Origin of the sequence: Paenibacillus dauci (assembly GCF_000971985.1) — a bacterium.
GTDB classification, from domain to species: domain Bacteria; phylum Bacillota; class Bacilli; order Paenibacillales; family Paenibacillaceae; genus Saccharibacillus; species Saccharibacillus dauci.
Map to the genome: position 1 here is coordinate 425,336 of NZ_LAQQ01000005.1, position 12,480 is coordinate 437,815.

General features: G+C 43.6%; 11 protein-coding genes. 1 reads left to right on the top strand and 10 read right to left on the bottom strand.

The window, feature by feature from the left end:
- Nucleotides 1–130 precede the first annotated feature (130 nt).
- From WH46_RS19615 to yfmF, 10 genes are all read right to left on the bottom strand, one after another.
- The gene (locus tag WH46_RS19615; RefSeq protein ID WP_052714308.1) at nt 131–898 is read right to left on the bottom strand and encodes a regulatory protein RecX; all 768 of its coding nucleotides are present in this window, start codon (nt 896–898) and stop codon (nt 131–133) included.
- A gap of 126 nt (nt 899–1,024) precedes the next feature.
- On the bottom strand, nt 1,025–2,092 hold the full coding sequence (gene recA, locus WH46_RS19620; RefSeq protein WP_046228016.1) for a recombinase RecA: 1,068 nt from the start codon (nt 2,090–2,092) through the stop codon (nt 1,025–1,027).
- A 313-nt stretch (nt 2,093–2,405) separates the two neighbouring features.
- A complete protein-coding gene (locus WH46_RS19625) occupies nt 2,406–3,695 on the bottom strand; it encodes a competence/damage-inducible protein A (protein ID WP_046228017.1) in 1,290 nt (429 codons plus the stop codon).
- A 175-nt stretch (nt 3,696–3,870) separates the two neighbouring features.
- Entirely contained in the window at nt 3,871–4,461 is a 591-nt protein-coding gene (gene pgsA / locus WH46_RS19630; protein ID WP_017813742.1) for a CDP-diacylglycerol--glycerol-3-phosphate 3-phosphatidyltransferase, read from the bottom strand.
- Between the two features lie 128 nt (nt 4,462–4,589).
- Nucleotides 4,590–5,081, bottom strand: a complete 492-nt coding sequence (locus WH46_RS19635; protein WP_046228018.1) for a YajQ family cyclic di-GMP-binding protein — start codon at nt 5,079–5,081, stop codon at nt 4,590–4,592.
- Nucleotides 5,082–5,282: 201 nt separating this feature from the next.
- Nucleotides 5,283–6,371: a helix-turn-helix domain-containing protein gene (locus WH46_RS19640; protein ID WP_046228019.1), complete on the bottom strand. Its 1,089-nt coding sequence runs from the start codon at nt 6,369–6,371 to the stop codon at nt 5,283–5,285.
- Between the two features lie 34 nt (nt 6,372–6,405).
- Nucleotides 6,406–7,173, bottom strand: coding sequence for a DUF3388 domain-containing protein (locus WH46_RS19645; RefSeq protein ID WP_026136233.1), 768 nt, complete (start codon nt 7,171–7,173; stop codon nt 6,406–6,408).
- A 339-nt stretch (nt 7,174–7,512) separates the two neighbouring features.
- Nucleotides 7,513–8,283 carry an elongation factor P 5-aminopentanone reductase gene (ymfI, locus tag WH46_RS19650; protein WP_026136232.1) on the bottom strand — a complete coding sequence of 257 codons (771 nt, stop codon included), beginning with the start codon at nt 8,281–8,283 and terminating at the stop codon, nt 7,513–7,515.
- Nucleotides 8,280–9,563 (bottom strand): EF-P 5-aminopentanol modification-associated protein YfmH, encoded by a 1,284-nt coding sequence (gene yfmH, locus WH46_RS19655; protein ID WP_046228020.1) that lies wholly within the window; start codon nt 9,561–9,563, stop codon nt 8,280–8,282. The genes ymfI and yfmH overlap by 4 nt, the downstream gene beginning before the upstream one ends.
- Nucleotides 9,564–9,568: 5 nt before the next feature.
- Entirely contained in the window at nt 9,569–10,849 is a 1,281-nt protein-coding gene (gene yfmF, locus WH46_RS19660; RefSeq protein WP_197088296.1) for an EF-P 5-aminopentanol modification-associated protein YfmF, read from the bottom strand.
- 371 nt (nt 10,850–11,220) lie between these two features.
- On the opposite strand from yfmF, the gene WH46_RS19665 reads away from it, so the two are divergent.
- Nucleotides 11,221–12,294: a stalk domain-containing protein gene (locus WH46_RS19665; RefSeq protein ID WP_017813735.1), complete on the top strand. Its 1,074-nt coding sequence runs from the start codon at nt 11,221–11,223 to the stop codon at nt 12,292–12,294.
- Nucleotides 12,295–12,480 lie beyond the last annotated feature (186 nt).

Genomic DNA, 12,480 nt, shown 5'->3' on the forward strand with positions numbered 1-12,480 from the left:
AGAAGCAATCGAATACACACATATATGGGCCCGTAAAAGTAACAATAGGATAACAACATGAAGCTGTTATCCCTTTTAGCGACTGACTTTTTTGCCTTGTTGCTTGCTTATGAAGTTAAAGACCATTTTATTATATATCTTCTTCTTCGTGTTCTTCATTTTGTACAGCAGCCAGCGCTTTACGTACCACATCCGACGAATATCCACGTCTCATCAGAAAAGCCATCGTTTTTCTTTTTTTGTCCAGCATCCCACCGGAGGTGCTTCTCCATTTTTTCTCAGCTAATTGGGTAGCTCCTGACAGCTCCTCATCTTCATCAATATTGCCCAGCGCTTCTTCAATATGCTGAGGTTCTACGCCTTTCTGACGAAGTTCCTGACGAATCCATACTTTCCCTTTCTTCTGACTTCGCACGCGCTGATTAGCCCACTGCTGTGCGTAGACGCCATCATCAATTAGCTTCTCCTGCTCCAGCCGCTCCAGGGTTACTTCAATAACATGTGGATGGAATTCTTTTTCGCGCAGCTTACGCATGATCTCGGTACGGGTACGTGAACGAAAACTCAGCAGATTAATAGAAGAAGCATAGGCAGATTGACGTTCGTTAGCCTCCATAATTTCTTCCAGTTCTTCTTTGGTAAAGGAAGAACCTTTTAACATCCGATATTTGATCATTACGTCTTCATGTACTCTCAACTTTAGATCACCAAAAAATAAACGATAATGATAACGTGGACGCGTAAGCTGCTCTACTTCACTGATTTCCAATGATTCGCCGGAAGGAAAATCATCAAGCTGCCCAGCTTTCTCCTCAAATTCTTCTTCTAACTCAAAATCTTCCTCATGAGAGGAGGCAGTTTTGTTATTCGGCTTGCGATAGGATCGAAATCGATTCATAAGTTCTCCTTTTTACTTCAATGTTGTTTATCTTTTGGGTACTTATTTAATGCCTGATCATAGAGAAAAGCGCCTGCACGTATTCTCACGTTCCAGGCGCTTTTTAAAGGTCTGTATTAGACTGGATTATTCAGTTGCTTCTGTGAACAACTCTTGCTCTTCCAGTTCTTCTTTCTTTTTATCTTCTGAACTTGGCTCTTCAACTACTGTAGTCAAGTTGCTCAGCTCACGGATTTTGTTTTCAATAACCAACGCAATCTGTTTATTTTCTTTGAGGAATTGTTTTGCATTCTCTCTACCTTGACCCATACGTTCGCCTTCGTAAGAATACCATGCACCACTTTTGTTAATGATATCTTTTTCAGTAGCGATATCAATCAAGCTACCTTCTCTGGAGATACCTTCACCGTACATGATATCAATCTCAGCTTGTTTGAAAGGAGGAGCTACTTTATTTTTAACTACTTTGATACGCGTACGGTTACCGACTACATCGTTACCGTTTTTGATGGCTTCAATACGACGCACATCCAGACGTACTGTAGAATAGAATTTAAGTGCGCGTCCACCAGGAGTTGTTTCCGGGTTACCGAACATAACGCCTACTTTTTCACGAAGCTGGTTAATGAAGATCGTGATTGTTTTGGATTTGCTGATCGCACCAGAAAGTTTGCGCAGCGCCTGAGACATCAGACGTGCTTGCAGACCTACGTGGGAATCACCCATCTCCCCTTCGATCTCTGCTTTTGGTACCAGTGCGGCTACGGAGTCGATAACGATAATATCAACAGCGCCACTGCGTACCAGAGCTTCAGCGATCTCAAGGCCTTGTTCACCTGTATCTGGTTGCGACAATAACAGTTCATCAATGTTAACGCCCAGATTTTTCGCATATTGAGGATCCAAAGCATGCTCAGCATCAATAAATGCTGCTTGTCCGCCTGCTTTTTGAACTTCCGCAATCGCGTGTAGTGCTACAGTAGTTTTACCTGAAGATTCAGGTCCATATATTTCAACGATACGACCTCTTGGCATACCGCCTGTTCCCAGAGCAATATCCAAAGCAATCGATCCACTAGGTATAACTTCAACTTGCATATGCGTGGATTCTCCAAGTTTCATAACAGAACCCTTACCGAATTGTTTCTCTATTTGACGAAGCGCCATATCCAGCGCAGCACGACGATCTGACAATCAGCTCACATCCTTCTAATGTTTATAGTCTAATTATACTCCATTTTTCAACATTTGCCAAGCTTTTTTCGAACATATATTCGTCTTTTTATACGCCTCCAATCGAACATTACCAATTTTTGTAAATTAATTTAACACTACAAATTTACCTGTTTTGGCGGTTCTTCCTGCTTCAAAATGAAAAAAACCGCAGCAATCTGATTGCTGCGGTTCTTCCGTCTGAGCTGATCATAACACATTCGATTATAGGTCTGCAACTAATGGACCCATCCATTTTGCTGATGTTCACAGAGGTCCATAATTATTCTGACTCTTACTGATTTTGAGCGATCTGCTCTTCTTGAAGCTCCTTCAGACGTAGCCAGAGGCGGTACATAATGCTCTTCGCCGAGCGAATGCGGATCGCTTCGCGATTTCCTTTTAGATTCAATTGGAATACTTGTGTTGGACGATTACGTTCGGCCAATCCTACATAGACCAGACCTACCGGTTTACGCTCTGAAGCACCGGGTCCGGCTACCCCTGTCACAGACACGGCAAAATCCGTATCCAGCAATTTACGGGCTTCGTCAGCCATTACTTCTGCCACTTCTTCACTAACCGCTCCTGGAGCATTCTCGCCTTCCAAGAGTTCATGAGGGACATTCAGCAGCTTCTCCTTCATCTCGTTGGAGTAACTGACTACGCCCCCCATAAATACCAGTGCACTGCCCGGAATACGGGTAAGGTTCTCCATAATCAGACCGCCTGTACAGCTCTCAGCAGCTGCCAGGCTCAATCCCATACCTGTCATCATAAGCAGGATCTGTTCTTCAATCGTAATATCCTGATCAGCATACATATGGTCTGGAAGACGTTTACGGATTTCTGCTTCCATATTTTTAAGCTTTATACTGGCTTCTTTTTCCGAATCGGCCTTGGTAGTAAGACGAATAGTGACTTCGCCTTCTTTGGCATAAGGAGCAATAGTCGGATCGGTCTGAGCAGTGATCAGATCCAGCAATCCATCTTCCAGTGCCGATTCTCCGATTCCTGCAAACTTGAGCATTTTGGAATAAATCGGCTGCTCATCCGACAACACATTTTTTGCAAGCCATGGTCTGGCCTGGTTCTCAAACATCGGCTGCAGTTCTTTCGGTGGACCTGGCAGCACAATATAATGCTTGTCTTCCTGAGATACAGCAATACCAACAGCAAGTCCAACTTCATTATCAAGCGGATCACTACCTTCCAGAATAATCGCCTGACGACGATTGTTTTCTGTCATGGGCTTATCGCGACCTTCAAAAAATGATTCGACTTTCTTCATTGCTTCCGGATAGATATGCTGGGATCGGCCAAGCACTTCTCCCAATGCGTCCTTGGTAAGATCATCTTGTGTGGGCCCGATGCCACCCGAGAACAAAATCACATCAGCCCGACTGCTAGCCAATTCGATCGCCTGTTTCAAGCGATTCAGGTTATCGCCAACAACGGTCTGATAATATACATCTATGCCGAGGTAAGACAATTGCTGTGATAAATAGCGTGCATTGGTATTGGTAATCTGTCCGAGCAGCAGCTCCGTACCTACTGCTATAATTTCCGCTTTTACTGATTTCATCGTTTTGTCTCCCCCTTGTTATCCTATACAGTGTAATAGATATGTCTGATAAAATAGCTTGATTTTACTAATTAATAGGCTCTGCCAAATGGCTGTATCCACAGAAAACGGCAATAGAGAATCCCCTATTGCCGCTCTTTATATATCACCCATTTTTTACATATAGAAACATTCTTTATGAATTGGACAGATGAATCAGATGTTTGTTTTTGATGAAATAATCCACACCTGAATACAATGTAATCAGTGTAGCTGCCCAGATCGCAATCTGATCAAAAGGAATTCCCAAAAGTGCAAACGGGAAATTATTAATCATCAGTGCTACGATTGCAACAATCTGGGTAATCGTCTTGGCTTTCCCCCAGTTACTGGCTGCCACTACCGCACCTTCGAGCAGAGCAATCTGACGCAGACCGGTAATTGCAAATTCACGGAAAATAATAATAATTGCCATCCAGGCTGCACATTTATCCAAAGAGACCAGCGATATAAGCGCAGCAGATACAAGAAGTTTATCCGCCAGAGGGTCGAGCAACTTGCCTAGATTGGTTACCAGATTGCGACTACGCGCAATATGTCCGTCAATGCCATCCGTACTCGCAGCGATAATAAAGATCAATGCGGCAATCAGGTCATTATAACTCAGTTGAAATGTGCTTCCAATGCGGATTACCTGTTCACCGAAAGGAAAATCAATAAGCAAAAACAGCATCATGACCGGTACCAGACAGATTCGGGCAAGTGTTATGCGATTCGGCAGATTCACAGCGCACCTCCTATACTGATTACAGCCTGATTATTCAGTGGCTGATATGTAACTGCATCTGATCCCGTCTTGTTTTTCATATAACTTGCAGCCTCCATCAGCTCTGTAACGCTAAGTTACATGCCACTTTATTTCATATTGGTAAATTGCAAATCCAATGATAAATCCGCTTTGCGCAGCAGCTGAATAACAGCTTGCAGATCATCTCTGCTCTTGCCGGTTACACGCAGCTGTTCTCCCTGAATCTGGCTTTTCACTTTAAGTTTGGAATCACGGATCAGAATGTTTATTTTTCTGGCATTGTCCTGATCTAGTCCCTGTTTTAGTTTGAGACGCTGACGTACGGTTCCCAGTGAGGCAGATTCAATGGAGCCATATTCAATATTTTTAACAGGTAATCCCCGCTTTATCATTTTAGCCTGTAAAATTTCAATTAGTGCTCCCAGTTTGTACTCGTCATCAGAGATCAGTACAAGGGTATCTTTTTCCAGGGTCAATTTACTTTTACTGCCCTTAAAATCATAACGGCTTGCCAATTCCTTTTCCGTTTGATTAATGGCATTAGTCATCTCCTGCATATCTAGTTTGGATACAATATCAAATGAACTTTCTGAAGCCATGTTGTCTCCCCCTCTTTATTCATTAAATTATAGGTGAAATTCTGCGGCAAGTCTAATCCTTGTCAGAGTCATCCTGTTCAAAAGAAGACCTGATTCATATTAAACCATTTCTGCTATTTTCATACCGATTTGGGCTATCCCATGGGAAAAGGATATCCACTGTTCACATAACAGAACAGCGGATATCCTTTGATGACAAAATCAGTTGCCGTCTGTTGAAGAATCTGTCGTATCAGTCGTTGAGGTCGCATCCGTACTATCTGTTCCCTCGGTAGTATCTGTTGTGCCAGTACTGTCTGTTCCTTCAGTAGAAGTACCTGCAGCTGCATCTTCCTTAACCCATTTCAATACAATACGAGACGTCGCTTTGCCATCTGTAATTGTCTGGCCATTGATCGTAATCTTGGTTGCCGGAGAATTACCGGATTTGATAAACAAACTGCTGTCTGTCAGATCATAAGACAGGCTCTGCCCACTCTGAGTATTATCATAGAACAGGCGCTCTCCACTGGTATCTGCTGATTTGTAGACTTCCAGCCAGCTTTGACCTGTTGCTTCGATATTTACTTTCAATGGCGTTGTACCCGTATAATTGACATTGAAAATGGTATTACGGCCTTCTTTGCCAGCTTCGGTAATTACCGGGTTGGCAGAAGTATCGGTAGTTGTACCCTCTGCCGTCTCCGTGCCTGTCTCCGTTGTACCATCTGTCGATTCAGTACCTCCAGGTGTCTGCTCGGTTCCTGTGCCAGATGGCTGCTGTTCAGTACCCGTAGTGTCACTTGGTTGCTGCTGGCCTGTATTTTGCGACGGCGGTGTTGTTGTGTTAGGCGTCGTTGCGGTTGGTTGTTCCTGCTTTGGCGGAGTCGTATTATCGGCAATATCGGGTGCACCGTTTTGCTTGATAACAAAGATCCATACCAGTACGATAATCAGAATCGGAAAAGCCCACATCAATACAGTCGACAGCCATTTACCGCTGCGGCCTGTTGAAGCAGTACGTCTAGCCGATCGGCGCTGCTGCACTACAGGCTCCATGACCGGTTCCGGTTCTGCCTCCGGTACTGCATCCTGATGTTCTTGTAATAATTCATCTGCATTTAACCCTACAGCCTCTGCATAGGTCTTGATAAAAGCCCGTACATAGAAACTGCCCGGGAGCACCTTGAAATCACCCGCTTCGATGGCTTCCAAATAGCGCTTGCGTATTTTTGTCATTTCCTGTACATCATCGAGCGATAAACCTCTAGCAAGGCGGGCGTCTCTTAATTGGCGACCCAGATCTGACATACTATTACCTCCTGATTAGATTGTTTTGTAGCTATTAAATATCGTCCGTATAACTTTCGGTGAATTTATCATAGACGATCTCTTCATCCGGATTGTTACGCAGTTCAATAATAATATCAAAATCGCTGTAGTCGTAATCCGACTCTCTGACAAAAATATCCGGATGCTCAATAACCTTGGTACTCTGCATCTGCATAATATTTTGCAGCAGTTCATGATGGCGCTCATTGGAACGAATAGTACTGACGATGCCATCAATAATAAATACATTGGCATCATTCATTTCTTCCTCGGACAGCTGGCTACGCACTGTCTGTCTCAGCAGCGTCGAGGATACGAATGTCCAGCGTTTCATGGCGCATACGCTACCTGCAATAATGGACTCTGTTTTACCTACACGCGGCATTCCGCGCAGACCGATAATCTGGTTACCTTCACGCTTGAATATTTCACCCAAAAAGTCCACAAGTAAACCAAGCTCTTCTCTTGTAAATCGGAATGTTTTCTTGTCATCGGAGTCACGTTCGATATAACGGCCATGACGAACCGCCAGAATATCGACCAATTTGGGTTGACGCAAAGCAGTAATTGTAATATTGGTTACTTTGGCCAGCATATCGCCAAGCAATACAATTTTCTCATCATCATCCGATTCCAGCAGCATCCCTCTGGTTTTGCCCTCCACACCATTAATCGTGCGAATATTCACATTGAGCATGCCGAGCAAAGACGCCACATCCCCAAGCAACCCAGGACGGTTTTTATGTATCCTGTATTCCAAATACCATTGTTTTAATTCCACGTTCACCTCGAACCTTTCTTCCCGTTCCTGTAATGAATCTCTTCATTATCTGCGGGCGATGTATATCAGATTAATAAATCCGTGCCAGTACAATACATTTGTTCATTTATACATGAAAAGCAGTCGCTTCCATCGAATCGCATACTGCTGTCAGTTTCAAGTCCTTAACACGTTAATGATATATAAAATGATATAGAAAGGCAAGCCGCGAAAGGTAACAACTTTGGAATGCGAATGCCTGTTCTCAACCTGTAGATTACTGTTAATAACGCATAGAAGCCTCTATGCAATAAGCTAGAAGCTTCTCTGTATAAATAGGTTACTCAGCAGCACAATTGTTCAGGTCAGCCAGCCTCCATTGGGACTGACGATCTGCCCGGTCATATAACCGGACTCGGGTAATGACAAAAAGTACACCATGGAGGCAATCTCGTCCGGCTCTGCAATACGTCCAGCCGGGATATCTTCCTCCAGCATTTGCAATTCATCCTGCTGCAAATGAGCAATCATTTCAGTCCTCACTGCTCCAGGTGCAATAGCATTAACTGTAACACCGGATGGAGCCAGCTCCTTCGCAAGCGCTTTGGTGAAGGCGTTCACGCCGCCTTTGCTCGCTGAATACAGTACTTCACACGAAGCTCCTGTCATTCCCCATATACTTGATACATTAATAATACGTCCATACTGCTGACGAATCATATACGGCATAAAGGTTTGTGAGCACAGGAACACAGCCTTGAGGTTAGTAGAAATTACTTCGTCAAATTCTTCGTCACTCATATCAGCCAGCATACCATAGTGGGATATCCCTGCGTTATTAACCAGAATATCCGGCTGCATATTATGCAATTCCAGCTTCTCCTGCATACGGCGGATATTCTCGCGGCTGCGCAGATCAGCAGATATGGTAAGCACCCGGACGCCGTATTCCAGGCAGCTCCGGGCTACTTCATTGGCCTGTTCATGGGAGTGGCGGTAATGAACCACCACATTCATACCAGCCATCGCAAATCTTTTCGCTATGGCTGCCCCTATTCCCCGACTGGCTCCAGTGACAAGTACTGTCATTTCGGAAAATAATTTGCGGTCTCCTATACGCTCTTCACTCATGGACTAACAACTACTGATACTGCCAGTTGATCCCAATTCATATGATCGCGCAGACGCTGGTTGACATCTTCCAGAGTAAGAGATTCATAAATCAGAAGTATAGCAAAGAAATCACTATCTTTAAACCGATTACGGGTAAATTCATGAGCAATACTTTCCGGCGAGTTTAGCAGACGCAGATAATTACCGATACGCTTGCGCAAAGAGCGATCAAACGCTTCTTGGCTAAAGCCGGTTTCGACTATTTTACCGATCTCTTCCTGCAGGCGCTGTACAAGCAGTTTGGGATCACGTGTATCGCCGCCAATCATGGAGTAGGCATATTCCGATGTACCGGTATAATCATAGCCAAAGTCGTCCGAGATCAAATCTTCATCATATAGCTGTTGATACAAAGCCGTGCTGTTACCGAGCAGCAGATCCAGCATTAGCTTGGTCACCAAATTTTTGCGCTGTAATGCTTCTCCGGTAAGACCGTCTGCTGTTTCCTTGAAACCCATGAGGAATTTGGGCTGGGATACGGGAAGCTTGATTTCTTTCCATTTCTCCCCGACTGCTGCTGGCTCTTGTTCGAAGTAGCGGTTAATCTGACCTTGAGGCTCATAATTTTTGGCGGCCTGGTTACGACGTACCTGTTCAATCACCTGCTCCGGATTCACACCTCCTACTACAAACAGCATCATATTAGATGGATGGTAAAAGGTATTGTAGCAGCTGTATAGCGTATCTTTGGTAATCTCGCTGATCGATTCAATGGTACCGGCAATATCAATACGAACCGGATGTTTCTGGTACATCGCTTCAATCAGTCCGTAATAGACACGCCAGTCAGGATTATCATTATACATCTGGATTTCCTGACCGATAATTCCTTTTTCTTTATCCACATTCTCTTTGGTAAAGTATGGATTCTGCACGTAATCTAGCAGAGTATTGAGATTGTCTTCGATTTGTTCCGTAGCGGAAAACAAATATACCGTTTGATCGAAGCTGGTAAACGCATTGGCCGATGCTCCCTTGGCGGAGAACTTGGAGAATACATCCACACCATCCGGCTCTTCGAACATTTTATGTTCCAAAAAGTGAGCTATACCATCCGGTACCTGTATTTCTTCTTGTCCTTCTACCTGGAAATGGTTATCGACAGAACCATAACGCGTTGCAAAAGTAGCATAGGTTTTCTGGAATCCTTCTTTGGGAAGCACATATATTTCAAGTCCATTATCCAACTTCTCATGGTACAGTGTTTCCTGTAAACGGTCATAACGAATACTTTCCATTATAGTTACGCCTCCTTCTGCCCTGTCAAAAAGTAAATGGTATCCAGTTGGAGTACACTGGAAGCTGCCTGAATCTCGTCTGCAGTAATGTGCTCGATCGCTGTAAGCAATTCATCCACACTGCGTTCCTTATCAGAGAACAATCCGTTAAAGTCATAAGCGATCATCTGGTACGCCGAGTCTCTCGATTCCAGCAGATCATTGCGGATCAGTGCCTTGGTTTGTGAAATCTCGGATTCACTAATATCACCAGCCTGCAGATTGTCAAGCTGCTGACGAATAATTTCCAGCGCTTTATCAAAATTCTGTAATTCAATACCGGATTGGATAGTTGTAATGCCTTTGTACGGATCAAAGCGTGAACCTACATAATAAGCGAGGCTTTCTTTTTCACGTACATTCATAAACAGCTTGGAATGCGGGAATCCGCCCAGAACTCCATTGGCTACAAGCGCAGCGGCATAACGCTCATCGCTATACGTAATCGGCGTGCGCAGACCCATATTCAGTTTCCCCTGACTAACTGCCATTTCCTCTACGACCTGTCGTACTTCGGGAGCAGCCGGACGCGGTACTGCCGGTGTATACATGACTGGAGCAGAACGGTTCACCTGGAAATGCCGGCTGACCAGCTGCATGACTTCATCCAATGTAGTATCTCCTACGATATACAGATCCATGCTGCTGTTAGAGAGCCATTGCTGATACTGTTCATAGATGCTGGCACCATCCAGCTGATCAAGTACATCCATTTTGCCAAGTGCACTTAAACGATATGGTTCGTCTTTGCACATTTCCTGAATACAGCGCTCTGCTGCATATCGTATTTTGTCATCAATGACCGCTTCCATGCGCTTGCGTACATTTTCACGTTCAGCTTGAACATATTTATCACGGAAACGATTATTTTCCAGTACAGGACGCGTAACAGTCTCTCCCAGAAAAGCCAGTGAACGTGACAGCAGTGGTTCGTCCGAAGCTACAAATGAATCATTGATTGTATCCATACGCAGCTGTACCATCTGGTAATCGCCTTTTTTATATACATCAAATCCAAAACCTGCTCCATACATATTCTCCAGTGCTTCACGGAAACTGGTTGTCTCTGGATAGGTCTCTGTTCCTCTGCGCAATATAAACGGAATCAGCGCTGTAGGTGTTACTGTATCTTCTGCAAGTGGTACACCCATATAGAGGGATACCGCAAATGTTTTAAAGCGTGTTGTCGGCATGACATGCACACGGATTCCATTGATTTCACCGCGTTCAAATCCTGTAGTATTCAACGTCAAAACCCCTTTATCGAGCAAAATTGATGAAACTGTCGTACTTACTATTTTATACTACCCCAATTGCAAGAAGCAAACCGTATCCTTTCCTGCCTCTTGTTCCTCTAAGTCTTCTGTACCGGAAAAGATTTGAATAATCTATGACCCCGGTCTGAATTTGAACCTATACTTGCAAGCTCATTTTGTTACCCGGGCTTTTTATGTTAAAATCGAGACTCTGGTATACATAGGCCTTCATTATTACAAAATTAGTGCTCTGGGGAAATCGCACGAAACTATTTATGAAATCACCGCGTCTATATACATAGGATAACCAGACGAGGGAAGGCCTATCCAAATTCACAACAGAAGGAGTTAGATGAACAAACATGAAACTCAAAAAAAAACCCGTGATTATTGCCACTGTGTCTGCTCTTGCTATTTCCGGAAGCATTTTTGCCAATAGCACCTATGCTTCGCAGGCTACACAACAGCTGAAGGCTGCCTATAACAATATCAAGGTTATGTACAACAGCAAGGAAGTAGCAATTGACCCAGCGTATGAACCATTTATGGTCAACGGAACTACATACATCCCTCTGCGGATGATGGGAGACGCCTTTGACAAAAAAGTAACCTGGGATAATACAAACAAAATTGTAAGTGTAGCGGATAATACTCCAGCTATCCCACAAACGACTGTAGATTCACTGAATGCACAAATTCAGAGTCTGCAGACCCAGCTGACTACTGCCAATTCTCAAATCACTGCCAAAGATGCGTCTATTACCGATCTGAATAATCAAATTGCTACGCTCAAAAAAGAAAATGAAAAACTGAACGATGAAATCGATGATAAGGGTGGTTCCAGCAGTACAACGATGACCCGACTGGAAAAAGACCTTAATAGCGAATATGGTGATTACAAAGGTACAGGTGCCGATATCGATCTGAGCGGTAGTTCCAGCAAAGTCAAAGTTACTATTACAGTGAATGAAAATTCCTGGAACGATACGTCCACTTCTAATCGCAATAAGCTTCTACAGGGTATTGCTGATGATATTAGAGACAACAGATCTTATGATAGTGCGAATATTACGGGAAATGTAGTCAACAAAAACTCCAAAACGCTGATTACTTTCAAAACGAACAGCAGCGGTACAGTAGTATTGGGTTCTACTGTTAATCTTACTGATCTGCAAAAACAGCTAAATGATAGCTTTGGCACTTATCAAGGCATCAAGCTGAGTCTTGAAGTTTCCAATTCGGATGATGAATCTGTAGTATTCCGCGTTTATGTGAACAAATCGGATTGGAATTCGCTTTCTTCCTACCAGACGCGTAATGTGCTGAATAGCATTGCCAGCGATATCGACAAAGCTTATGGTAATCTGGGCTTTGACATCTACGGTTTTGTGTATGACAGCTCCAACCGCAGTTCGGTTATTCAAAGATACGAATAAGATTTACAATGAATAAGAAGCTGTATAGTTATTGAACGATTGATCGATCTACTACAAGCCCCTCTTCTATCGTATTGGAAGAGGGGCTTTTTATGTTATATAACTCTTATAAGCAGGCTACCTAACTGCATTAGATTAGTTTGATGCATTATCTATTTAGTACAATATAAGAGACACTTAATAAAA

Bases quoted from the DNA above. Each gene is read 5' to 3' on its own strand.
- WH46_RS19615 (WP_052714308.1), bottom strand. From the start codon at position 898: ATGAATCGATTTCGATCCTATCGCAAGCCGAATAACAAAACTGCCTCC.
- WH46_RS19625 (WP_046228017.1), bottom strand. From the start codon at position 3,695: ATGAAATCAGTAAAAGCGGAAATTATAGCAGTAGGTACGGAGCTGCTG.
- WH46_RS19635 (WP_046228018.1), bottom strand. From the start codon at position 5,081: ATGGCTTCAGAAAGTTCATTTGATATTGTATCCAAACTAGATATGCAG.
- WH46_RS19640 (WP_046228019.1), bottom strand. From the start codon at position 6,371: ATGTCAGATCTGGGTCGCCAATTAAGAGACGCCCGCCTTGCTAGAGGT.
- ymfI (WP_026136232.1), bottom strand. From the start codon at position 8,283: ATGAGTGAAGAGCGTATAGGAGACCGCAAATTATTTTCCGAAATGACA.
- yfmH (WP_046228020.1), bottom strand. From the start codon at position 9,563: ATGGAAAGTATTCGTTATGACCGTTTACAGGAAACACTGTACCATGAG.
- WH46_RS19665 (WP_017813735.1), top strand. From the start codon at position 11,221: ATGAAACTCAAAAAAAAACCCGTGATTATTGCCACTGTGTCTGCTCTT.